The organism is Paenibacillus sp. OK003 (assembly GCF_900109515.1).
Taxonomy (GTDB): domain Bacteria; phylum Bacillota; class Bacilli; order Paenibacillales; family Paenibacillaceae; genus Paenibacillus; species Paenibacillus marchantiae.
Window position 1 is genome coordinate 174,468 of sequence record NZ_FOBD01000004.1, and the last position, 24,243, is coordinate 198,710.

Below are 24,243 nucleotides of genomic sequence, written 5' to 3' on the forward strand. Positions count from 1 at the left end.
TCGTATGGAACACCAACGTTTTAACTATTTTTGCTGAATGAAGTCCTATGGTACCATTGACCACAGATGAATCGGTACTCGATGCTCGATAGACCGAGTGGAAAGAGGGAGTGACTATGTTGAAGCAGGAATACTGGTTAACCAACGTATCATTGGAGCAAAGTTATGTAATGGAAGACGGGCAGGTAACGGGCACCCGGACAAGCCTTGGTCATCTGCGGATTGAAGATGGAGTCATTGCAGCCATCGTGGATGGGGATACGGACTTAACAAGTGAGTTGCCACAGGTTGATGGTAAAGGACTGCTGCTGCTGCCTTCGTTCGAGGAAGGCCATATTCATTTGGATAAAACGTATTACGACGGACCATGGAAAGCGGTTCGACGCATCTCCAGCATTTTCGAACGGATCGAAGAAGAGAAAGTGTTGCTGCCCAAGCTATTACCCGATGCAAAGCGTCAGGCGGAGAGCATTCTGAGCCTGATTCAGGGATACGGTTCCACCCATGTGCGCAGTCATTGCAATATTGAACCAGTCAGCGGGTTGAGACGGCTGGAAGCGACAAAGCAGGCATTGGAGACATTTTCGGGCAAAATATCCTCTGAAATCGTCGCTTTCCCGCAGCATGGACTTCTCCGCTCTAATTCGGTTGAACTCATGCGTCAAGCCATGGCGGAAGGGGCTACTCATGTAGGTGGACTTGATCCTCACACTGTGGACGAGCATATTGAGAAATCGCTAAATGCAATGGTCGAACTGGCTGTTCAGTATCAGGCAGGCATCGATATTCATTTGCATGATTCGGGAGAACCGGGTAAACAAACGCTGCTGCGATTGGCTGATTTGACCGAAGAAGCGGGACTTCAGGGCAAAGTTACCGTAAGCCATGCGTTCTGGTTCGCCCGTGCGGAACAGCAGGAAACGGAAGATATGGCCCAGCGAATGGCCTCCCTTGGTATGAGCGTTGCTTCGACCGTGCCTATCGGTAAAATGATGATGCCCCTTCCGATGCTCCATCGAAATGGGGTGAACGTGAAGCTGGCGACAGATAGCTTGACGGATCATTGGTCTCCGTTTGGCAATGGAGATCAACTGGAGAAAGCGGGACGTTTCGCCGAACTGTACGGGTTTAACGATGAGCTGTCCTTGTCTCAGTCGCTGGCCTTTGTCACAGGTGGGATGACAACGCTAGATTCTAAGGGACAACAGGTGTGGCCGAAGGTAGGGGACACGGCTAGCTTTATATTAGTTCACGCAAGTTGTTCTGCGGAAGCTGTTGCCAGAAGATCTGCACGACAGGCGGTATGGTACAGAGGGCAGTTGGTGAGCGGATCTTTGTAGGTCATAGGGACATGGTACCGACATATGAAACCACGAATATTCGTGGTTTTTTGTGTTGCGTATTCCACATTTTGGGTTATGATGGACGTAGTTTATGGGAGGAGCAATGACAATGAAGATTATACATGCTGATGAAACCGATTACAGTTATATTCTTGAACGAGATCGACATATCCATCCTTCGCTTGTGGAGACAAAGATCAAAGAGAACGAAATTCTGATGATATGGGAGCAAGAATCAAGAATTGGATGGATGAGGTACGGGTATTTTTGGGATAACATTCCTTTCATGAATATGATCTGGATCGACGAGCCCTATCGGAGTGGAGGGATTGGCAGAGCCGTCGTGCAGCACTGGGAGCACCTGATGAAGCAAAAAGGGTTTGATACGGTGATGACTTCTACACAGTCAGATGAACATGCACAACACTTTTATAGAAAGTTGGGGTATGTTGATGCAGGCTCTCTATTGTTGGACACGCAGCCTTTGGAGATTATTTTGATCAAAAAAATCTAGCTGTTTAATTCAAGGGGAGATATGAGCATGAATGGAAGGCAATTAACACTACAACCTATAACCAAGGGAAACGAATTAGCGTGCATTCAGCTTCAACTGCGCGAAGATCAACTGAATTTGGTAGCAAGCAATGCAGATTCCTTAATACATGCGACGAAGGAGATCACCTCGAAGCCATATGGAATTTTTGCAGAGGACCGCATGGTAGGCTTTATTTTATTTGATAATGAGATGTATAATGATGGATATTATTGGATACTTCGATTCATGATCGATGAGAAATACCAGGGGAAAGGATACGCCAAACTGGCGATCAAGGAAGTCATTCATAAGTTAAAAGAGAGATCCGATTGCAAGCAAATTAGGGTATCTCATGTGCCGCATAACATGGTGGCAAACGCTTTATATAAGAAATCCGGGTTTCAGGAGACGGGTGAATTCGAGGACAATGGTGACATCATATTAAGTTATTATATAAGCTGAGGAGTGGAACCTGATGATCAGAGAGGCCGAAGCAAGGGATGTCGAGGTTATTGAAAGGCTGTACAAAGAATTATTACCGAACAATCTGAATACGAAGGTACTGGCGGAGCGGATTGAAGAAGTAAGGAATAATCCCAACAGTTTCTTATTTGTTTACGAAGTCGGTGATCAGGTTATTGGGACTGCTCATTTACATATTTGTCTGGATGCTTTAGTGGAAAATAGACCGTTTGGCGTGGTGGAGCGGGTTATCATTACCGAGCAAGTGCAGAGCAAGGGATATGGATCTGAGCTTATGAAGTATATAGAGGATGTATGCATACAGAAAAATTGTATAAAAGTGTTTCTTACCAGCGGTTCATCCAGATCCGAGGCACATAGCTTTTACACGAAGTTAGGATACGATGGGGAATCCAGCAAGGCTTTTAAGAAATATGTATAAAACGAGTTCAAGCTTCAGCTTGATTGTATATTCGTTCCAAGTGTTACGTAGGGGTATTGAGCCATATTGAAGGGATTTTAAGACGTTCACTACAAGCAGGAGGCAAGAGATGCACGCTTTAACCAAAGAAACAACAGATACATTATTGGAAGCGATGGACACGTACAAAAGTATTGCACAAGAACTGATCGACAAATTGATTTCGGAAACCAGCCAGGCTGAAAAGGAAGAGATCATCAATGGAGCGTACTACTACTTGCTTTCCAATGAAGAAGTATTAAATGGTGAAGAACTTCTGAGTGGAGAATGGCATTTCGATGTTCATGGAGAGCATTGCATGTTCGAGAATGCAGAAACAGGGCAAACGTTGGAGGTTTCTCTTGGCAGTAAAGAGGATGTGGGAAACATGGACCCTTATTTTTTTATAACTATTTGAAATCCACTGCAAATTATGAACACCTGATTGCCTATTTCGAAAATCCCTTTGGGGATATGTTGGATTTTTTCGAAAGGTTGGCAGCCCAGAATGTGCTGATTCATGTTCATGGTGTTGAATATAGAAAGCTTCTTTAACTGCGTACAGCAGTATCCCGTTCATTCAAATTGGGAATGCGTTAGAAGAGAAGAACGGGATTATTCGTTACTACATAAAGAAAGATTAGCGTTGTACGCGTATGACAATATCTTGGTCATGATTGCCGAACCCGGAACCATAGAGTGTTAATCCCCCGACGTTGGCCCCCTCCTCGTCAACCGTGAAACGAAGCGTCCAAAATGGCTGCTCCAGTTGGATATCCTCGATCGTCACGTCTGACATCCGCTCTCCATCCATATACGTACCCGAGCTATCAACACGAATTGTCTTTAATAATCCATATTGATTCACATTACGATGCCACCATGTTGGTGTATATTTGCCTCGGGCAGCTCTTCCGAAGTCAGCGGGGCTTGTCCACGTTCCAAGCGAAATGCCGTTAAACGTAAATTGGATATCCGATGGCCAATGATCTCTTAAACCCGGGGCTTCAGAAGCCAGTTCCACTGAAATCTCAATGGAGTTAGCAGTCTCGTCAGGAAGCATATAGTTAGGTGTTTTGTATTCGACATAACCTCTTCCGAACCAGAGGATGGCAGCGTGAACCCGCTCAGGATCAAGAAAGTAGCGTGGGTCGTCCCAGACTCCAATTTCTTTCTCGTGCGTCCCAAGACCACAGGTAGGATGAACTTCAAACGCAGTATAGTGCCCCACTGAAATAGTCTGTTCTCTAATTCTTGCTGTCCGACTGGCGGAGGGCAGTTCGATCTCGATGTGATTTTGTTTGAGGAAACATAATTTGTGCGTGCCTCCATTCAGGCGTATCCTACGGCTATCGATCAGTCCAGCTTGCTCAAGCTTGCGTATATGCATCGTGACGATGGAGGGGCTAAGTTCTAACGCAGCCGCAATATCCTTCACATTCATTTCGCTATCTGCAATCAAATCCATGATTCTCCATCTAACCTCGCTTGCCAGCGCTTCGTATAACGGTATAAATTTTGGATCTCCGTTCGCTTTGATCATCCTTAACCATCTCCTAACCCGATCTATTGAAATCATATATATATTAATTTAATGAAATTAACTTGACCCTTCAACTCTAACGCATTGAAAGAATGATTGCGATAGTGTTTAATTTTTTTATCTGCTCATGAAGTTGGATTCTTAAATATATGAATTAGAGAAAAAGAGGTGCCTCAAATGAAATACAATAATCCGGTCATTAAAGGGTTTTATCCAGATCCAAGCATCTGCAAGGTGGATGACACTTATTATCTGGTGTGCAGTTCCTTTCAATACTTTCCGGGTGTTCCGCTTTTTGAAAGCAAAGATTTAGTGAACTGGACGCAAATTGGCCATTGTTTAACCCGAAAAAGCCAGATTGATTTGGAGACGGTGGGCAGCTCTGGAGGTGTCTTCGCCCCTACAATTCGATACAATAATGGGCGATTCTATATGACCACGACGAACGACACCACGCGTCAGAATTTCTACGTATGGACTGACGATATATACGGGGAGTGGTCAGAACCGATTATGGTGGATCAAGGGGGGATCGATCCGGATTTGTATTTTGAAGACGGTAAGGCCTTCTTTATGAGCAATGGTACCGACGATGAAGGAATTGGGGGAATCATTCAGTGTGAAATTGACATTGAAACAGGTCACAAAAAGACCCCGAGTCGTTCTGTATGGCAGGGATCAGGCGGACGTTATCTGGAAAGTCCACATTTGTATAAAATGAATGGATACTATTACCTCATGGCATCTGAAGGCGGAACCGAATACGGTCATATGGTCACGTATGCACGGGGAGATTCTCCTTCCGGTCCTTTCGAACCCTATGCCAAGAATCCTGTTCTGACCAACCGTAATCTTGGCGGTTACGAGTTGCAGGGGGTTGGTCATGGCGACCTGATTCAGGACGAGGCAGGCCATTGGTGGATCTTTCATTTGGGATTCCGTCAGAGTGGACAATGGCTTACCTATCATCATCTGGGCCGGGAAGTTTTCCTTACGCCCGTTACCTTTGACGAGGAAGGCTGGTTTACGGCAGGACATGATGGTACGACGCTTATGAGTTTTGACACGGATCGTATTTCCGACACAGTCATTCAACAAGAGAAGAAAAGCTATACGTTCGAGAACACGGATTGGAATCTGGACTGGTGTTATCTTCGTCATCCCAATACAGAAAATTACTTGTTAGCGCAAGGCAACATAAAGTTAAAAGGAACCGAAGTGACACTGGATGTTCCAGCATCCCCGACATTCATTGGCCTACGTCAAAAAGACTTTGACGCGACCATCTCTGTTGACGTTAGTCTTACGAATGGCGAGGCAGGCATCACCATCTACATGGATGAACAGCACCATTATGACTTGGCCATTCGCAAAGAGCGGAGCGGATATAAGGTAATTGAGCGTCTGAATATTGGGGATATCAAATCAGTCGAAAATGAAGTGGATCTGGGAAGTGATCATCATGCCACATTGGTGATACAGGCAAGCCATGAACGCTACAGCTTCCTGATTCATACAGATGGCAAGGATATCCTCTTAGGGACAGCACAGACGAAATACCTTTCCTCGGAAGTTGCCGGGGGATTTACAGGGGTGCTCATTGGTCTATATGCGAGCGGAGAAGGTTCTGTGGCTGAGTTTTCTAAATTTAAGTGTGATTACATTTGAGAAGGTAAGGGGAAGGACTTTTGTTCCTTCTCTTTTTTAACTTGCGTTAATATATAGAATAGGAATGGTATTAGTTGTTAAAAGAGAATTGTAATGATAGCGATGTGGGTATTACGCTAAATATAATAAATAAATCTTCGATAGACTTGTACATAGTTATGATATCAGGAAGAGGTGTTTAACGTGGAAATAAATTATGAAATCCCTGAAACATTAGTAGACATCGTCCGAATAGATAAGGAACTACGTGAACGACATGATAGAACCTTCCAGGATTATGTGGGTTTTTATATTACTTTTAATAATAATGATGATAGATATTACTGTACGCCAGATGATGCCATCGTATTTGGAAGAACTGGAGTAGATGGTGACCACTTTGCTTTTCTAACGTTTAACGGATCAATTAGTGATCTGGAAGAAGCTCCTATTATTTTTATTCAGCCTATGGCATCTGGTGATCAAGTAACTTTAGTGGCCAGAAATCTGAAGGAGTTATTAGCTTTATTCATTAATCTTAAGGAAATTTATGTATTGGAACGATTTCGACTTTATAAGAACAAATTAGATTTTATTAATGACTATAATGATAACTACATAAAAGATATAAGGCTGAGGGAGAAGGATAGTAATTTTATCATTGATCTATTGAGGAGGAATATTGAAGGTATAGTAAATATTGATGATGTATACGAATACATAACTGAGTTAAAGAAGCAAATAAAACTAGGAGAATATTAATGATGATTTTTAGTTTTCGAAGACATGGGTAGTCAATCGAATAATTTAAAATGTGACAAAAGTATTGAAAGACTTGTTGTTCTTTATATAGCTGGATTAGATAACTAAGGGAGGACTTCATGGAAGATCAATGGAGAATTGCAACGTATGATGCTGCCTGGAGGCACATGTTCCTCGAAACCGGGATGAGATTAAGAGAGGCGTTGGGAGAGACGGCTGTGCGGATTGACCATGTCGGATCAACTTCCATCGTCGGAATGGATGCCAAGCCGATCATAGATATACAAATTTCCGTATCTAAGTATGATAGTTTGCTTAACTACAAGCATGAAATTGAAGCGTCCGGCTTCGTATTCAGAGAAGAAAATCTGGATAAAACCAAGCGATATTTTCGCGAAATACCCGGAAGTAGGAGAACGCATGTACATTTAAGACAAGCAGGGAGTTTCTCTGAGCAGATGAACTTGCTTTTTAGAGATTATTTGAGGGAACATCCAACGGATCGCTTGAAATATGCGGAAGAGAAGCACAGGCTTATGGCATTATACAAGGACCAGCGTCCAAAATACGTGGAAGGCAAAGGACCGATGGTGTGGAGCATATTAGAGAAAGCTCATATATGGTCCCAAGAAATCGGGTGGCAACCGGGAGAATCTGACGTATAGGAATATTCATTGTATATGGATAACCTTATGGGAGTGGTGAGATGAACATTGGTAGAAAGCTGCTGACGACCGTTCTAACCATCATTAGTTTTACTTTAATTGCAAGTATCATATCCATGAATCAATCCTACAGCTTTGATTTTTATACTCTTGTTTATCTTGTATATGCAACGCCCCTGATCACATTGATCGGGCTACCGTTATCCTTATTGGTGGATTATCTGTTGAGCAGATCTCGTTTCGGAAATTATGTCATTTATCTAATTTTGAGAATAGTGGGTTACGCATGTGCTGGAGTCTTAGGGATGTATATCTATTATTTGTTCATGGGCGCGGGGCATGAAATTATAAATTTTAAAGAGTCGATAGTTTTGACCTTACTTGGCGTCCTAGCTGCTATACTATTTTTGTTGATCGATCTGGGATTGGAAGGTTGGTTAACGGTGCGAAAAAGGAAGACGTAGTCATAACAATTGCTGATCTAATATTATTTTCAGGAGGAATATAAGATGCCAACCCACTGTGCACTTCTTGTAATCGATGTTCAGGTAGCCATGTTCGATGAATCAGATCCCGTATATCAGGGGGACGTATTGCTTCAGAAAATACAACACGTCATTTCCAAGGCTCGGGAAAAAGGTCACTCCGTTATCTACAATCAGCATAGTGAAGGAGCAGGCAGTCCCCTTGAGCGTGGAACGGCAGGTTGGGCGATTCATCCGTCCATTGCGCCGATCACGGGTGACCTTATTATTGAAAAGCAAACACCTGACTCGTTTCACGAAACAGATCTGAATCTGAAATTGCAAGAAAACGGAGTGACTGATCTTATTCTGACTGGCATACAGACGGAAATATGCGTGGATACGACTTGTCGCAGAGCAAGTAGCCTTGGCTATGCACTAACCTTGGTTCGTGATGCTCATAGCACGTGGAATTCCAACATTCTTCAAGCTGAGCAGATTATAGAACATCACAATTCGGTTCTGAGCATGTTTGCGAATGTGGTGGATACCGAAAATGTAATGAATGGATGAGATAAATTGACGTTTAATAAAAGAATATTTAATCTTTCGGCTTGGCTTGCCATTTTAGCTGTGGTCTTTATTCCAGGAACGACCTATACGGAGGAGCCTTTGCGAACAGAGTATGGTTTTCCTTTGCGATTTTTCACTGATTATCATTATAAGAAACCTGATGATACGATCTGGTTCCTTTCCAATGTATATGTGAATGCCCTTCTGTATGTAATTAATGTCCTGTTTATATACGCTGGAATTCACGTTTTACTCTATGTAAAGAAGAGAATGACGAAGCCAAAAGAGTAAGTAGAATTCCGTTTATCTCGAATTTTTGTATATCCATAGTGAAATCCAGAAGCAGGGTTATGGACAAGAAATGATGCAAGCGTTAACCCGATTGTTTTCCGAGCTGGGTTATAAGGAAATCAGAATCAACGTGGCGCTCAAAAATTGGCCTGCCTTACGATTTTGGACCAAGTCGGGATTTGATCAGATTAGCGGGATCTACGGAGACCTTGAGCATTCGGGCAAGACTTTTGCCAATATGGAATTGATCAAAACATTTAAATCGGATGATATAAATTGAACTAAACATTTACACGAGAACGGAGAGGACAGAAATAACCTGAAGAAGCGGAGCTACAAGCTTTCTGAAAGAAAGCTCCATCGGAAGCATACACCTCGCCTTTATCCCCGGATTTTCCCCTTTGAAAAAGGGATTCCAAAAAATCTGGGGATAACAGCGATCGGAAGGTTGTTCTGTCATCGGAGTACAAGTGTAAATATTCTTTAGTTCAATTTATATAAAAAAGGAGATTGGCTAATGGAATCTTTCTTTCGTTATAACTGGATTGTGCGAGAGCAGTGGTTTCAGTGGTGTGAGGATGTACCGCTGGAAGAGCTGCTTCGGCCCCGAACAGGCGGAGTAGGCAATATATTGCAAACGTTTTTTCATATCATTGATGTGGAGTGGAGCTGGCTTCAAGTATTACAGGGCAAACCGGATGGTATGGAGAATTTTGATAACTATAAAACACTGGAAGCTATACGACAGTTTGAGCGCAAACTGCGACCCGAAGTGGAGGCATTTGTTCTATCCTGGGACCCCAGCATGGAAAAGAGACCTTGCATCGATCCCGAATGGGATAGCTCCGTCGCCAAGGAATCGTGGGGAGAAGTGATGCGTCACGTGATTGCTCATGAGATTCACCACATGGGGCAATTATCGGTATGGTCCAGAGAATTGGACAAGAAGCCTGTGTCTGCCAATTTCATTGGTAAAGGACTTATTACACCTGATAACTAGAGTGAAAAGGATACAGAAAGATTCAAATTCTAATTTCACAGAGAAGGGTCGGGCAAAATGAGTATAACGCTGGAAAATATCCGTTAGATGGAGTTGAGCGAAGAAATTCGCTGTCTGCTTGAAAAACCATACAAGATGCTTCCCCTGTCACCAGGGCTGGAAGCAGACGTTGTGAAGATAGAATGTACAGATCACAATTATGTGTTAAAGATATGGAACAAGGACTCCAAACCCAATATTCGCAACCAATATGAACTATTATCTGAACTATACCAGAGTGGAATACAAGTCTCCAAACCGTACGGTTGGGGCATGGATGTGGATTCTAATCAAGTCCTATTAACGAGTTATGACGGTGAGCCTATAGCCAAGTTAAGCAAAACCAAGTTGCAGCAATTGGCTCAAAAGTTAATTCAAGTCCATGGTTATGATGTAAAGGATACAGGTAACGCGGCTGCAAATTACATACCACAATATGATTTCGTTGGATATTTTTTTCCCTCCATTGAACTGCATGGGGATATGCATCAGATTCTGACGACCCTTCTTCAACGGACTGAGTTGAGGCAAGATCATTTGATCCATGGTGATTATAACCTGGGAAATGTTCTGGAGGCAGGTGATCAATATACGATCATCGATTGGACAAATGGGCAGCGTGGTGATCCGAGGTACGATATGGCATGGTCCATTTTTTTGATGATGGTCTATGCGGGGGAACGAAACGGTAAGATGTACAGTGCTCTATTCAAGAGTTTGACGGAATACACACCAGACGATGCGGAGATTTTTGAAGCGATGGCTTGTTTGCGCTGGATCTTATTAAAGCGAGTGTCTAATGTTCCAATGGGTCAGGGTGTGATGCAGCGGATTAAAAAGATTATTGGCAATAATTCATATTTAAATGATGATCTGCTGTAGTATTGTCCTAAACTATCCTTCACTGCATACCTATGGTATAGAGGAGCGTGATGGGTATGGAACAGAAGGTGCAAACCTATTTTGAACTGAAACAGCAACAAAAAGAAATTGAACAACGTCTATCTGTGTTACGAGATGAGATTGTGGGGTATTGTGAGGAGCAGGGTGTCTATGAGACGCAAGTTGGTGGATACGCCGTGAAAACGGTGCTTCAGCACCGCAAGGAATATGATGATCAGAAGCTGTATGCTTCCCTTCCCGATCCGGACATCTGGCGACTGCTGTCCAAGGTGGACAGTCATAAGCTGAAAAGCCTGATCAAACTGAACATACTGACTGAGGAGCAGATTAGTCCAGCTTGTACGGTGAAGCCGGTAACATTATTACAGGTGGACAAGTTGTAACCCTTCGCACGGCATTATATATTAACCATTCTATATTGTTATCACAAAACACCTTCCAAGGCCTATTGCTCTGTTGCCATCTGCAACGGAATACGGAGGTGTTTTTGTTTTGTGTGGATGCAAAAGTTAGCTTTTGGTGTTCGATCAGCAGTTAAAGCCGAAGGAGTGGTTCTGGACTATCATTAAGGAGTAGCAATCATACTTTCTTTTCATTCGAACATATATCCAACGCTCCCCCAGGAGCGGATTGAATCGGTCACGAGGTGGCCGGTTTTTTTGTTAGGCCATATGTTGCGCCAATCCCAGCCGTGCGTTTTAAGGCATCTGTAAGCATAGGCCTGATTCAGTGCCGTAATGAAAGTAAGTGAATTGCTTTAAACCGTTATGCGAGTAGTTTATATGTTATAATTTGTAATTAATTCATATGCCATCTTTGATAGGGGGGGAATGAAGACTTTCCCATCCCTGTCCATATTCAATGGAATGAAGATCAGGAAGAGACTGCATATCTTCAAAAGTTGTAGACCGATAAATTGAGGAGATGGGCCATGAAGAAAAAAATCATTTCGATCGTGCTTGCCATCTGGGTATTGATGATTGTGATCAGTGTGATTCTTCTGTTTCTGCCCAGAACGATCCATCTTGATGGTGTGGGTGTAAAATATCGGCTGGGGGGAGAAGACAACAGGGAACCAGAGCAAAAGGTTCATATCAACATGGATGGCAAACGTTATCTAACGACCTCGGGTGATTACATATTCAGAGGAACTATTGATATTGAAGGTGAGCCTTTCCCTGTACCCGAAGATCAAAAGGCACTCGAAATTCGTTTTCATAAAGGATACGGATCGATGGAATACATCATTTATGAAAATGGAAAAACGGATATCTTCGTGTACGGAACACTATTTGTTGATCGTGCATTCAGCAAACTCACCATCGCCATTTCGGAGGAGGATTCAAGCGGAGAGCAGAACAGTAAAAGCTGGAGTTCCGAAGATGGGCTCATGCTCTCGATGCCCGCAACGAATCGTTCCGAAGCTATTCAGCTCTCTAATGAACTGATGGAAACTTATCTCGGGGGCTATACATTAAAATGAGAAACAAAATCATAAACATAAACATAAACAGGCATGCATTTACGTTGAGGGCCTTCCCCCTTCATGTAAACGACATGCCTATTTTTTTTTATTTATGCTGCAAATCTCTAGTCATCTTGCGTTCAGTTTCCAAGTAAAGCTTGTTCTACTTCATCCAGAACCTGACCATAGGCTATCGGTCCAAATCCAGCTACCCAGACCATGTTGTCCACCAGGTATACCTGGTTGCTCTTCACAGCCTTCAAGCCTTTCCAGACCGCATTGTCACGCAGCTTGGTGAGTGCTTGTTCGTTATCTGCTTCACTACCGGAGATGATCATGAAAATACGATCCGGATTCAATTCAGGCAACAATTCGAGCGACACATTCTCAATAACTTCATTCATGACGATGCCTGCTTTGGCAAGATCAGGTGCATGGAGTCCGGCTATATCGTACAGCAGGTTCGGAGAATAGAAGGCGTCAGGTGATTTGTCACTTGGAGCAAATACCTGAATCTGCTTATCGGTCAAACGAAAAATCAGAATGGTATCATCAGCGGCATCGCTGGCAGCAACCTTGGTGCCCAGATCCTTCGCCTTTTGATACAACTGATCCACGATTTCGTCTGCCTCTTTTTCTTTGCCCAATACTTTGGCTGAATCCTTGAACCATTCAAGCGAATTGCTGAAGTAGCTACTCATATAGACCGGTCCAATTGCGCTGATCGCGTCGTATTCATCAACAAGTACTTCATTGGACAGGATGAGATCCGGCTCTGTGTCCAGAAGTGCTTCCTTGTTGAATTCATTGACGGAACCGAGCGGTACGACGCCTTCGAGCTTGTCCTTCAGATAGGCAGGCATCTCCTGACCGACTTGGGTCACCATGGCGTATGGTTTCATGCCCAATGCCACGAGGTGATCGGCATACGCATAGGTCAAGCCAGCGATACGCTTGGGTTCAGCAGGAATATCAACAGGACCCTTAATACCCTCAACGGTACGTGTCTCCGTACTGGTTGCCTCACTATCCGACGATGAGGTGCCGTTGGTGCTCTCTGTTGACTCACTGGTTGAGGAAGTGGATTCACCCGTAGAAGCCTGTTCAGCCTTGGCGCACCCGGCAACCAGAATAAGCATCAGCATCAGCATGATGCTTGCCTTCAAATTGGTTTTAAATCCTCGTTGGTTTCTTCTATCGGTATTCATATGTGCATGTTCCCCTTTACTGATTATCATTCTCAATTACTAGTATAGGAGAGAAGATTCCGTGCGTCGAGGCACAAAAGGAACCATTCACATGCACGATAGTGACCGAAGGCGCTCGGGAATTTCCCGTAATAACAGATCATGCGAGAAGGCATTATAGCTGCCGAGTACATAATTCATCTGATCCAAATAAACCCGCCCCCGCTTCACCGCTTCCCGCGCTTTCCACCAGGGTGAGTTCAACCATCTCTGCCGCTCGGCATCACTGACAGAAGGGTGGAACACTAGCATGATGTAATCGGCGTCCAGATCGTCCATTTTCCAATCCTCAGCAATATAATGGCTCTGCTGTTCATGGATCAGGGAAGGGGTGGACAATTGCAGATCCTGATACAGGACCGCACCCATATGGCGGTAGCCGGCAACAAAACAATCCTGACTTCGAACGAGTAATGACACGATTGAAGCAGAGCCGATCTGCTGACGAAGATGGGTTGCAGCCTGATGGGATTTCTCATCATATTCATCCAGCCAGCTGCAAGCTTGTTGATTTCGTCCGGTAGCCTCAGCAATTTCGAGGAACTGACTGCGCCAGTCCTGGGATTGAAAAGCAATCGTCTGTGTAGGTGCAATCTGGTGCAACTGCTGAACATGTGCCTCGTCTGCATATTCACTGGTCAGAATCAGATCCGGTTCAGCCCGAAGCAATGTAGTTGAATCGGGCGCATCCCCTTCATAGGCATTCATGAAAAGCGTATGATCCAGCAAAGAGGTTTCGGCTTTGAAAGAAGGACCCGTTGCGGCGCAAGGCTCCAGTCCCAGTGCTAGCAGATGACCTGTATATTGATTATTCATGGCGGCCACCCTGATCTGACGTGGATTCGAATGAATATAGACGGTGGGCGAGAGGCCCACGGTTTTTTTGAATATGCGACTGAAGTATAAAGGGTTGTTATAGCCCACTTGAGCGGCTACATCCTGTATGGAGCTTTGTTGCCTGGTGAGCAGCCGTTTGGCATGATGCATTCGAATGTCGGTCAGATATTCTTGCGGACTTTTGCCCACGTTTTTCTTGAAAAAACGGGAGTAGTACCCCTCGGAGAAACCTGCCCGTTCGGCAAGCTGTTGGCGTGTAATCGGCGTCTGATAGTTCTGCTCCATGTAACGCAGCGCATCCAGTACAAGACTGGCCGAGTCATAATCGGAGGTGGCTTCAAGCCGTTCTCCTACATCTGCGACCCATTGCAGAAATTGTCCTTGGATACGAATCTGCTGCCAATGATTATGCTTCTGCCAGAGTATATGCAGTTCTTTGATTAACTCGCGTTCATGGGATTGCAGAATACCCACACGGTTATGCTCAAAAAGGGGAGGAAGATTAAGAGCCGCCTCTTCGGAATCCTCTCTATTCGAGACTTGCCCCTCGATCTCCAACGCGATGATGCGTAATGGATCTGCGGAAGTCTGTCTAATCTGCAACTGCTTGCCATCCTGGAGAAAAATAAAATACCCTGCCTTAAGATCGCAATGCTGACGATTCACGGTCAGACAGATCTCTCCATCCTCCAGCAGCAATAACAGTTGTCCTTCTGTATGTGTGAACGGGTTGCCGTTAGAGGGCAGCCTGGTGTGGTGCTCAATGGATGTAAGATTGTACATTGGCATATCCCTCTCTATGAAGCCGATTTGAGTATGTGTTAAAAGGCATTAAAGTCAAAGCCTATGTATTATCTTATCATTCTAGCGAGTAACAGAAATGCTATCAATCATCTTCGTCATCTTCGATGTTCACTTCGTTGTTCTCCCATCCTCTTTAATGATCCAGTACGCGATGATAATTGCTTTAATAGCGTTTACATTGAAATTCGAAGTGAAACACCGAAATTAAATGGATTATCCTTATAAAACGCTCGATCTGCCGTTGATTATGTATGCCAAATGTGGGTTCGATTTTATAAGCTTATTCTGTAGGCCAGAGGCTTCTGGATTATACAAAAATAAAGAATAAAGGAGAGTCTTTGTGAACGCGAACAAAATCGCAAAAGAACGCCTCCCCTGGTCAGCTCTGCTCGCTTTGGCCATGGCTGGATTTATATGCATTCTTACAGAAAGCCTGCCGGCGGGGCTGCTGCCGCAAATAGCACAAGATCTGGAGATCGGGGAAGGTTTGGCTGGACAGCTCGTCACTTTGTATGCGGTGGGATCTCTTCTGGCGGCAATTCCCCTGACGACATCAACTCGTGGATGGAGACGCAGGCCGCTGCTGCTATCATGCATCTTCGGTTTTCTGATTTTCAACACGATTACGGCCGTATCCTCGGTATATGGTTTGACCCTTGCTGCACGCTTCATGGCGGGTGTATCTGCTGGAGTGTTGTGGGGGATGACTGCAGGTTACGCACGCCGGATGGTTTCAGACTCGCTAAAGGGAAAAGCGATGGCTGTCGCCATGGTGGGAACACCGCTCGCCCTTGCATTGGGCGTTCCCTTGGGAACCTTTTTGGGCAATTACGCAGGATGGCGTCTTATTTTTGAAACAGTCTCATTATTGACGCTAGTACTTGTATTGTGGGTGCTCTGGAAAGTACCTGACTATGAGGGGGAGCCTGCACGTCAGCAGCTTGCGCTTCATCGGATCTTTGTTATACCGGGGGTTCGCCCCATATTGTTTGTTGTTCTGACCTGGGTACTGGCCCATAACATTCTGTACACGTATATCTCACCTTATCTGGGCGAGACGATGCTGTCCGAAAGGGTGGACCTGGTTCTGATGATCTTTGGAGTGACTTCGGTAATCGGTATATGGATTATTGGACTGTTGATTGACCGTTACATGAGATTATTGATTCTGGTTAGCCTTGTTCTATTTGCGCTGGCATCGCTGGCAATGGGGATCTTTATCCATCAACCGATAATGATCATTCTGGGAGTAGTCGCTTGGGGGCTTACATTTGGCGGAGCGGCTACGTTATTACAGACTGCAATTGCGCAGGCCGGAGGCCAAAGTGCCGATGTTGCCCAATCCATGCTGGTGACAGCATGGAACCTGGGGATCGGAGGGGGAGGGATTGTTGGAGCTATCCTGCTGGACCAGACAGGCGCTCGTTTCCTGCCCATTTCCCTGATCCTGTTGATCGTTATGGCCTTACTCGTCGCCTGGTCCGCCAGTAAACATGGTTTCCCAAGATAGGTTATTGAACAGAACATTTACACAAAAACGGAGAGGCCAGAACAAGTCTGGAGAAGCGGAGCGTTCGCCTTTATCACCGGATTTTCACTTATGTATAAGGGATCAAAAAATCTGGGGATAACAGCGATCGAAAGATGGTTCTGACCGCGCAGTGTTCCAGTGTAAAATCATTTGTTCAACTTATTTCGATGAAGCATTTACACCGGATTCGTTCCTTCGATGAGATTTTTGGTTGCAATAGGTGAGGACATCGCGATGAGGGTGGTGTAGGTACCGTATTGATCGCATCGGTCTCCAAATGCTTCAAGACCAGCAATCGAATCCGTCATGATTTTCAACAGGTAATTATGTTCTCCACTGACGCGGTGGCATTCGACCACTTCGGGTGACGAGCGGCAAAAATCAAGAAAGGCATGACAATCCCGTGTGCGAAAAAGAAGATAGGAAGTACTCGATCTCCCTATTTTCTGCGGGGAAATGATAGTACGGTACTCTTCGATTACGCCGCTTTCTTCCAAGCGCTTCACGCGTTCCGTAACGGCGGGTTGAGACAAACCGACCAGCTTGCCCAGTTCCGTCATGGATATCCTTGCCTGGTTTTGCAAATGAAAGAGGATATTAGTATCGATTTGGTCCATAAGATGGCCTCCTTTTAAATTATAGGAAATATTTTGTGAATGCCTTTATATTCATTGTAGATTAAAGCAGATAACTTGGTTGTCTTATGTAATATGAATGAGATCATTTATATAATAAGCACACTTACTTTAAATAATCAAGCACGTGGCACATGGAGGGGAAGAGAGAAATGGGAGACAGAAATATGAAGTTTAATCCTGCATTTGTAGAAGAAGTGATTCACCGTACGTTGGCAGAAAAAAGAATTGTGGGTTCCGTTGTTCAGATTGCGTGGAAAGGGGAAGTGGTCTATAACAGCGCGGATGGCCTCGCCGATCGAGAACAGAACAGACGCATGCAAGAAAATGCACTGTTCAGGTATGCTTCTGTAACCAAACCGATTGTATCCACCGCCGCCATGGTATTGATATCCCAAGGTAAATTAAAGCTGGATGACCCGGTTATGAAATGGCTGCCTGAATTCCGTCCCAAACAGCCAAATGGGGAAGTTGCCTCCATGACGGTTCATCATCTGATGACACATACGGCGGGTTTAACGTATCGTTTTTTTCAGGAAAACGGAGGAACGTACGAACTTGCCGGAGTATCAGATGGAATGGATATCGCTGGCATTACGCTGGAAGAGAATTTGCAGAGGATTGCTTCTACTCCACTGCTGTATGAGCCCGGGAAGATGTGGAGATATTCGATTGCAACTGATGTACTCGGTGCAGTTATTGAGAAAGTGACCGGGCTGACACTGCGAGAGGCAGTACAACTGCTCGTAACTCATCCGCTGGGCATGAAGGATACGGATTTTGTCGCTGTGGACTCGGAGAGAATGACGGCTGCCTATGCGGACAGTTCCGACATTTCTGGGCAACCTCGTCGCTTGCGTGATGAGGACCAGGTTCCTTTTATTGAAGGAACGGCAGGCTTCCAACTTGCACCAGAAAGATACCTTGATCCATCGGCCTATCTCTCGGGTGGTGCGGGCATGGTAGGAAGTGTGGGAGACTTTCTAGTATTGCTCGAAACGCTGCGTCAAGGTGGAGGTTCGCTGCTTCCTAAAGCGCTGGTCACCGAAATGACGACTAATCAGATTGGCGATCTGGACATGCCTTATTGGCCGGGCAGAGGATTTGGCCTGGGATTCACATTGCTGAAAGATCAGGTAGAAGCAGGTACACCGGAGTCTGCTGGAACGTGGCGTATGGGAGGAACCTATGGTCACTCGTGGTTTGTTGATCCGGCGGAAGAACTGAGCGTTGTCGCGTTTACGAATACAGCTCTGGAGGGCATGTCAGGCAGGTTCACAACGGAACTTTACGAGGCTGTCTATGAGGGGATTGAGCGAGAGAGATAAGTAGTGTGATGGATTATTATGGAAAAATGTGATAAAGTAAAGCAGCAGATTACAGTGAATTCTAAATTTGATTCCGAAATGAGATGAGAAGATGGATCGCATCCGCAATTACTTGTTTGTCTTCGCAGGCAATTTTGTAGCTGCCTATATGATCTTTCCAGAAAGAACTATTGGTAAATCCGTGATGTTTGCTTCACTGATGCTGCTGCTGAGCATGGGAATGGATTTCATGAAAAGCAAAAATCAGCATTCGCTGGAGCAGCAGTAAGCCAGCTTATCATTACATGTCACTCGGAATACCTTATCCGTATTTAATAATGGGGCCGATTCTCGACAGAGGATCGGTTTTTTGTGTACATTTGAAGCATGAATAGCTTGAATGTTGATCGAGTCAGAAGGTGGGGGAGCTTTTCATATGATCCGAAACCAAAATCTCTTTGTCCGGCTCCCATTTACATGATCGCGATTGTTCATTACACTTGGTTTATAGTACTTACTTAATCCAAACTCAGATATTCAGGGGGAATATATTTATGCATCAATCCGCACATATTCAGGAAGCCAGAGATTACATATTAAACCGTATTAATGACAAACCTGTCGTGGGTATGATTCTCGGATCAGGGCTGGGAGCGCTCGCGGACGAGATCGAGAATGCTACCGTCATTCCATATACGGACATTCCTTATTTTGCTCAATCCGAGGCGATTGGTCATGCCAACGAATTGGTCATCGGAGAGCTGATGGGCAAGACTGTCGTAGCGATGAAAGGACGTCTTCATTATTATGAAGGGTTTACGCTGGATGAAGTCACGTTCCCTGTCCGGATTATGAAAGCACTGGGTGTCGAGCAGTTGATCATCACCAATGCTTGTGGAGCAATTAATACCAGCTTTGAACCCGGACAGCTTATGTTGATTACCGATCATATCAATCTGGTAGGCAATAATCCGCTGATGGGGCCGAATAATGCTGAGCTGGGTGTGCGTTTCCCGGACGTATCACAGGTATATAATCGCGAACTTCGCAGTATCGCCCTGAAGGTAGCGGAGGAGCAGAATGTTGGTTTGCAGCAAGGGGTGTATGCATGGTGGAGTGGTCCGGCGTATGAGACGCCAGCCGAGATTCGAATGATTCGTACAATGGGTGCAGATGCTGTGGGTATGTCGACGGTACCTGAAGCGATTGTAGCCATTCATGGCGGCATGAAGGTGCTGGGCATTTCCTGTCTGACCAATATGGCTTGCGGCATACTGGATCAGCCGTTAAGTCATGATGAAGTGATTGAAGTCGCGGCAAAAGTGAAAACAACCTTCATTGGACTGGTTAAAGGTATTCTGAAAGAGATGTAATCCGGAAGCGAGAAGGAAGCTCTATTATCAAAGCACTAATATATTTAAGCATTGTCCAAGACGGAGTGATTCCGTTGGGCAGTGCTTTTTTCTTTGGTGAACAAGGCTGTTTGGCAAGATGGGAATAAGCTCCCTTGTATTTTTCAGACCTCATATCGTACTGTTGAAAGATAAGAATTATCAGCGCATCATTTATATCCCTGGGGAGAAGTGTGAAGTATAGACTTTCTGTATGAACGGATGAGGCGACTATATAGCATACAAAAAGGAGAATGTAGAATGATTGAGCAAGCTGAGCTGCTGTGGCAACGTATGATTGCAAAAGGTACGGGAGCAAATGCAGATGTGGAGGCAGCACTCCATCTTCAACCAGGTGCGAGCGATGAAGATTTTCGATCCGTAGAAAACGAACTTGGTGTGACCTTGCCTGAGGAGATGAAGGCTCTGTATCGTGTGCATAACGGACAAGCCTGGAATATTGGCGTAGATTCCTTTGTGCGTAACCTGACATTGTCACCTCTGGATCAGGTGAAGGAGAACTGGGCCTTTTTGCAGGAAGAATTCGACCCGGACGAGATGGAGCCCGAGATTGAAGATGATGCCATTAAGCCAGTACTGTGGAACTGCAAATGGATTCCGATTGCGGAAAATGGTGGTGGGGATTATCTATGTCTGGACACTGACCCATCTAGTGCGGGAACGGTAGGACAGGTGTTGTACTTTTGGCATGATTGGGGACATCGGTCGGTTGAGGCTAAGGGATTATTTGAATTTATTCAGAAATGTATCGAAGAAAAGGATGAGGACGAAGGAACGTAGGAGCACGAGTTCAGAATCGATGCATAAAAGGAGATTTTCCAATGATCCAAATAACCATGCGTCAATCCAAACAGGCAGATCAGGAGCACCTTGCAGAGCTGCGAGCCCTGGTTCTATATGATGATCTAAACAGGCTGGGAAGGTATGATGAGGTGAAGGTTCGTGAACGTTTCCGTAATACATTTGACCCTGAGTGTACATGGATTATCGAGGTCGAGGGTGCACTGGTGGGGTGTGTAGCGCTGAAGCCCAAGTTGGAGGAGATGCTGCTGGAACATTTCTATATCCATCCCGACTATCAGGGTCAGCAAATAGGAACTCAAGTGCTGAACATGCTGCTGAAACGGGATGAGGTCCGGGGCAAACGTGTTATTTTAAATGTATTGCAGGGCAGTCCGGCTCGGCGTTTGTATGAACGTTTTGGGTTTGTTTTGGACAGTGAAGATGAGGTGGATGTGTTCATGTCCGTTCAAGTGCAGTGATTGTTACTGTACATCTATATAAGTTGAACTATTCATTTACACAGAAACGGAGAGGACAGAAAAAACTTGGAAAAGCGAAGCGTTCGCCTTTATAACCGGATTTTTCCCTTGAGAAAAGGGAATCAAAAAAATCTGGGGATAACAGCGATTGGAAGGTTATTCTGTCATCGGAGTATTCAGTGTAAAACGTTAGTTCAAATTATATAACAGATCCATTCATTTAATTGTTGAATGGGTCTATTGAACTTTTCTATTATACTTTCCAGTGACGGTATCCTAATATGGATAATAACCTACTTTTTATATAGGAATTATATAGTATGGAGAATACCAAGATGCCGCATTGGAAGCGAAATCTGTATATTCTGTGGTTTGGTCTATTTTTTAATCATATGGCTTACACCTTGTCTGTGCCGTTCTTTCCACTGTTTCTGCAAAATAATCTCGGTATCCAGAGCGGATTGGAAGTCTGGTCCGGCATTTCGATCTCGATCAGCTTTCTGATTAGCGGACTATGTGCTCCATTCTGGGGCTCCCTGGCTGACAGATACGGAAGCAAACTGATGCTGATTCGTTCAGGCGTTGGTCTCGCCATTGCTCATCTGGCTAACTATTTCGTTTATGACCCTTACACGTTTATCGCTGTGCGGATATTTCAAGGACTCATGGCCGGCTTTAATCCTGCATCCATTACGTTGGTTGGCACCAATACTCCGGAGAAGCATGTAGGTTATGCACTTGGTGTCATCTCCACATCCACGGCTGCCGGAGGAATTCTGGGGCCGCTTGTGGGTGGTGTACTGAGTCATTGGATCGGGCTGCGCGGATGCTTTATCGCCTCGGGAATCATTACGCTGCTCTCGGCTGTGATGGTGATATGGGTAAAAGAAGCCCGCGGCCCCCGCACTGTGGTTCGCACAAGTATTCTGGGGGATCTGAAAAAAGCAGTCTCCACTCCGGGATTAATGCGCATCTATGGTTTGATTTTGCTCGTTTCAACTTCCGTGCTCATTATCGAACCTGTGCTGACGCTTTATGTGGTCCAGATCGGTGGAGACGTCAGTAGTGCAACACTTAGTGCAGGAATCGTTTTCTCGGCTATCGGCGTGGCAACAGTAATCATGGGGCCGCGCTGGGGAAGAATTGGCGGGAAGATCGGATACGAGAAAACGCTGTTTATCGGTCTACTGGGCGGTGGCATTGGCAGTTTACTGCAACTAACGGCGGTTAACCTCATTTATTTTGGAAGTCTGCGATTTGTCTATGGCCTGTTCTTTGCTGCCGTGTATCCGGCCTTGAATGCGTTGATCATCAAATATGCTGACCGGGATTTCCGGGGGAGGGCTGTCAGTCTGAGTCAGACTGCGAATCAATTTGGTATTGTACTTGGCCCGTTACTCGGCGGTTTTCTGGGCGGATGGACGGGGATTCCTTTTATTTTTCTCCTAACGGGCATTGTCCTTCTGGGAGCAGCCTGGACAGTCCGGTTAAGCGAAAGGAACGAGGCGAATAAACCGGGATTGGGTATGGCAACAGCAGAAGCAGGCGGAAACAGCATAAAGAAATGATGAAATGAAGAAACGACTCTCAGAGAAAAAAGGTACTCGGACTGAATTAAATGGTCATCACCACAACATAGGGAGGAATTCATATGTCACAACGACGATTGAGATTGGGAGCAAACTTGAATGGAGTCGGAAATAGCATCTCTTTTTGGCGACACCCGGATATTCCGATCAATGCCAGCGTAAATCTGGATTTCTACAAGAAGCAGGCGATGAAGGCGGAGGAAGGGAAATTCGATCTGCTCTTTATTGCGGACGGCCTCTTTATTAACGAGAAATCCAATCCACATTTCCTGAATCGTTTTGAACCGTTAACCCTGCTCTCCGTTCTCGCGGGAGCAACCTCACACATCGGGCTGGTTGCGACGTTGTCCACCTCATATAGTGAACCGTTCACAGTGGCAAGACAATTTGCTTCCCTGGACCAAATTAGCGGAGGGAGAGCCGGATGGAATGTGGTTACTTCACCTCTGGAAGGCTCGGCGCTGAACTTTGGCAAAGGTGAACATCCGAACCACGCGCTGCGCTACGAAATTGCAGAAGAACATCTGAATGTGGTCAAAGGGCTGTGGGATTCCTGGGAGGATGATGCATTTATCGGGGATAAAGAGAACGGTGTTTTCTTCGACCCATCCAAACTGCATACGCTGAACCACAAGGGAGATCACTTCTCCGTTCAGGGACCACTAAATGTAGCGCGTTCCAAACAGGGACATCCGGTCGTTTTCCAGGCAGGTTCTTCCGAATCCGGCAAGGATCTGGCGGCCCGATCGGCCGATGCTGTATACACGGGGCATGAGACGTTGGAGGAAGCTCAGGCGTTCTATTCGGATGTGAAAGCAAGAGCGGTGGCATACGGACGTAAGGCAGAAGATATCCTGATCTTCCCTGGCATTGGTCCCATTGTGGGCAGAACGGAGGAAGAAGCGGAGCGCAAGTATCAGGAGATTGCGGAGTTGGTCAGTATTGACCAGGCACTGAACTATTTGGGCCGATACTTCGATCATTATGACTTCTCCCAGTACCTGCTGGACGAGCCTTTCCCTGAGATTGGGGAGATTGGCAGCAACAGCTTCCGCAGTACAACGGATAAAATCAAGCAGCAGGCCCGAGAACAGGGGCTGACCCTCCGCCAAGTGGCATTGCTTGCATCGACACCTCGCACATCGTTCATAGGTACACCGGATCAGATTGCAGATCAGATTCAGGAGTGGTTCGAAGGCGGAGCTGCGGATGGTTTCAACATTCGTACAGTTGTGCCGAACGGACTCGCGGACTTTGTGGATCTGGTCGTACCTGTCTTACAAGATCGCGGCCTGTTCCGTACCGAGTATGAGCATGAGACACTGCGGGGTAATCTGGGTCTTGAGATTCCACGCAATCGATATACATTGGAGACGGTAAAATAAATAAAATCACAATGATGTTACGTCGAACTTGCTTCCAGTTCAGAATGCTATAAAAGCGATTCAGAAAGCTCCTATCCTAACG

General features: G+C 45.3%; 26 protein-coding genes and 1 pseudogene. 23 read left to right on the top strand and 4 right to left on the bottom strand.

The window, feature by feature from the left end; genetic code table 11:
* Positions 1 to 116 precede the first annotated feature (116 nt).
* The 5 genes from BMW94_RS07800 to BMW94_RS07820 all read left to right on the top strand — a co-directional run bounded on the left by BMW94_RS07800 (position 117) and on the right by BMW94_RS07820 (position 3,218).
* Positions 117 to 1,340 carry an amidohydrolase family protein gene (locus tag BMW94_RS07800; protein WP_254790162.1) on the top strand — a complete coding sequence of 408 codons (1,224 nt, stop codon included), beginning with the start codon at positions 117 to 119 and terminating at the stop codon, positions 1,338 to 1,340.
* A gap of 112 nt (positions 1,341 to 1,452) precedes the next feature.
* Positions 1,453 to 1,857 carry a GNAT family N-acetyltransferase gene (locus tag BMW94_RS07805; protein WP_090996646.1) on the top strand — a complete coding sequence of 135 codons (405 nt, stop codon included), beginning with the start codon at positions 1,453 to 1,455 and terminating at the stop codon, positions 1,855 to 1,857.
* Between the two features lie 27 nt (positions 1,858 to 1,884).
* Entirely contained in the window at positions 1,885 to 2,340 is a 456-nt protein-coding gene (locus BMW94_RS07810; protein ID WP_175480617.1) for a GNAT family N-acetyltransferase, read from the top strand.
* 13 nt (positions 2,341 to 2,353) lie between these two features.
* Positions 2,354 to 2,782: a GNAT family N-acetyltransferase gene (locus BMW94_RS07815; protein WP_175480618.1), complete on the top strand. Its 429-nt coding sequence runs from the start codon at positions 2,354 to 2,356 to the stop codon at positions 2,780 to 2,782.
* Between the two features lie 109 nt (positions 2,783 to 2,891).
* Positions 2,892 to 3,218, top strand: coding sequence for a DUF6896 domain-containing protein (locus BMW94_RS07820; RefSeq protein WP_254790163.1), 327 nt, complete (start codon positions 2,892 to 2,894; stop codon positions 3,216 to 3,218).
* Between the two features lie 222 nt (positions 3,219 to 3,440).
* Here BMW94_RS07820 and BMW94_RS07825 read toward each other — a convergent pair whose 3' ends face one another.
* The gene (locus BMW94_RS07825; protein WP_090996656.1) at positions 3,441 to 4,343 is read right to left on the bottom strand and encodes an ArsR/SmtB family transcription factor; all 903 of its coding nucleotides are present in this window, start codon (positions 4,341 to 4,343) and stop codon (positions 3,441 to 3,443) included.
* Positions 4,344 to 4,520: 177 nt separating this feature from the next.
* Between BMW94_RS07825 and BMW94_RS07830 the strand changes: the two genes are divergently transcribed.
* The 10 genes and pseudogenes from BMW94_RS07830 (at position 4,521) to BMW94_RS07880 (ending at position 12,170) form a co-directional block, all read left to right on the top strand.
* The gene (locus BMW94_RS07830; protein ID WP_090996659.1) at positions 4,521 to 6,011 is read left to right on the top strand and encodes a glycoside hydrolase family 43 protein; all 1,491 of its coding nucleotides are present in this window, start codon (positions 4,521 to 4,523) and stop codon (positions 6,009 to 6,011) included.
* A gap of 183 nt (positions 6,012 to 6,194) precedes the next feature.
* Complete coding sequence (locus BMW94_RS07835; RefSeq protein ID WP_090996662.1) at positions 6,195 to 6,752, top strand: hypothetical protein; 558 nt, start codon at positions 6,195 to 6,197, stop codon at positions 6,750 to 6,752.
* A gap of 119 nt (positions 6,753 to 6,871) precedes the next feature.
* The gene (locus tag BMW94_RS07840; RefSeq protein WP_090996664.1) at positions 6,872 to 7,417 is read left to right on the top strand and encodes a GrpB family protein; all 546 of its coding nucleotides are present in this window, start codon (positions 6,872 to 6,874) and stop codon (positions 7,415 to 7,417) included.
* 41 nt (positions 7,418 to 7,458) lie between these two features.
* Entirely contained in the window at positions 7,459 to 7,881 is a 423-nt protein-coding gene (locus BMW94_RS07845) for a hypothetical protein (protein WP_090996667.1), read from the top strand.
* Positions 7,882 to 7,926: 45 nt separating this feature from the next.
* Complete coding sequence (locus BMW94_RS07850; protein ID WP_090996670.1) at positions 7,927 to 8,454, top strand: cysteine hydrolase family protein; 528 nt, start codon at positions 7,927 to 7,929, stop codon at positions 8,452 to 8,454.
* Between the two features lie 313 nt (positions 8,455 to 8,767).
* Positions 8,768 to 9,025: pseudogene (locus BMW94_RS07860) on the top strand (GNAT family N-acetyltransferase); the annotation flags it as partial.
* 237 nt (positions 9,026 to 9,262) lie between these two features.
* Positions 9,263 to 9,745, top strand: coding sequence for a DinB family protein (locus tag BMW94_RS07865; protein WP_090996675.1), 483 nt, complete (start codon positions 9,263 to 9,265; stop codon positions 9,743 to 9,745).
* A gap of 87 nt (positions 9,746 to 9,832) precedes the next feature.
* Positions 9,833 to 10,666 carry an aminoglycoside phosphotransferase family protein gene (locus BMW94_RS07870; RefSeq protein ID WP_254790165.1) on the top strand — a complete coding sequence of 278 codons (834 nt, stop codon included), beginning with the start codon at positions 9,833 to 9,835 and terminating at the stop codon, positions 10,664 to 10,666.
* 56 nt (positions 10,667 to 10,722) lie between these two features.
* Positions 10,723 to 11,070, top strand: a complete 348-nt coding sequence (locus BMW94_RS07875) for a hypothetical protein (protein WP_029881333.1) — start codon at positions 10,723 to 10,725, stop codon at positions 11,068 to 11,070.
* A 548-nt stretch (positions 11,071 to 11,618) separates the two neighbouring features.
* Entirely contained in the window at positions 11,619 to 12,170 is a 552-nt protein-coding gene (locus BMW94_RS07880; RefSeq protein ID WP_090996678.1) for a hypothetical protein, read from the top strand.
* Positions 12,171 to 12,292: 122 nt separating this feature from the next.
* Here BMW94_RS07880 and BMW94_RS07885 read toward each other — a convergent pair whose 3' ends face one another.
* Entirely contained in the window at positions 12,293 to 13,360 is a 1,068-nt protein-coding gene (locus BMW94_RS07885; RefSeq protein ID WP_175480619.1) for an ABC transporter substrate-binding protein, read from the bottom strand.
* A gap of 87 nt (positions 13,361 to 13,447) precedes the next feature.
* Positions 13,448 to 15,019 (bottom strand): helix-turn-helix domain-containing protein, encoded by a 1,572-nt coding sequence (locus BMW94_RS07890; RefSeq protein ID WP_175480620.1) that lies wholly within the window; start codon positions 15,017 to 15,019, stop codon positions 13,448 to 13,450.
* A 421-nt stretch (positions 15,020 to 15,440) separates the two neighbouring features.
* Between BMW94_RS07890 and BMW94_RS07895 the strand changes: the two genes are divergently transcribed.
* Entirely contained in the window at positions 15,441 to 16,550 is a 1,110-nt protein-coding gene (locus tag BMW94_RS07895) for an MFS transporter (RefSeq protein WP_090997079.1), read from the top strand.
* 197 nt (positions 16,551 to 16,747) lie between these two features.
* Here BMW94_RS07895 and BMW94_RS07900 read toward each other — a convergent pair whose 3' ends face one another.
* Complete coding sequence (locus BMW94_RS07900) at positions 16,748 to 17,188, bottom strand: Lrp/AsnC family transcriptional regulator (protein WP_079697324.1); 441 nt, start codon at positions 17,186 to 17,188, stop codon at positions 16,748 to 16,750.
* Positions 17,189 to 17,373: 185 nt separating this feature from the next.
* Between BMW94_RS07900 and BMW94_RS07905 the strand changes: the two genes are divergently transcribed.
* From BMW94_RS07905 to BMW94_RS07930, 7 genes are all read left to right on the top strand, one after another.
* Positions 17,374 to 18,534: a serine hydrolase domain-containing protein gene (locus BMW94_RS07905; protein WP_254790166.1), complete on the top strand. Its 1,161-nt coding sequence runs from the start codon at positions 17,374 to 17,376 to the stop codon at positions 18,532 to 18,534.
* A gap of 91 nt (positions 18,535 to 18,625) precedes the next feature.
* Positions 18,626 to 18,802, top strand: a complete 177-nt coding sequence (locus BMW94_RS30410; RefSeq protein WP_175480621.1) for a hypothetical protein — start codon at positions 18,626 to 18,628, stop codon at positions 18,800 to 18,802.
* Positions 18,803 to 19,067: 265 nt separating this feature from the next.
* Positions 19,068 to 19,886, top strand: a complete 819-nt coding sequence (locus BMW94_RS07910) for a purine-nucleoside phosphorylase (protein ID WP_079697326.1) — start codon at positions 19,068 to 19,070, stop codon at positions 19,884 to 19,886.
* Positions 19,887 to 20,165: 279 nt separating this feature from the next.
* Complete coding sequence (locus BMW94_RS07915; RefSeq protein ID WP_090996687.1) at positions 20,166 to 20,705, top strand: SMI1/KNR4 family protein; 540 nt, start codon at positions 20,166 to 20,168, stop codon at positions 20,703 to 20,705.
* 41 nt (positions 20,706 to 20,746) lie between these two features.
* Entirely contained in the window at positions 20,747 to 21,187 is a 441-nt protein-coding gene (locus tag BMW94_RS07920; RefSeq protein WP_090996690.1) for a GNAT family N-acetyltransferase, read from the top strand.
* A 320-nt stretch (positions 21,188 to 21,507) separates the two neighbouring features.
* Positions 21,508 to 22,755, top strand: a complete 1,248-nt coding sequence (locus BMW94_RS07925) for an MFS transporter (RefSeq protein WP_090996692.1) — start codon at positions 21,508 to 21,510, stop codon at positions 22,753 to 22,755.
* An 83-nt stretch (positions 22,756 to 22,838) separates the two neighbouring features.
* Positions 22,839 to 24,161, top strand: coding sequence for an LLM class flavin-dependent oxidoreductase (locus BMW94_RS07930; RefSeq protein WP_090996695.1), 1,323 nt, complete (start codon positions 22,839 to 22,841; stop codon positions 24,159 to 24,161).
* Positions 24,162 to 24,243: the final 82 nt, after the last annotated feature.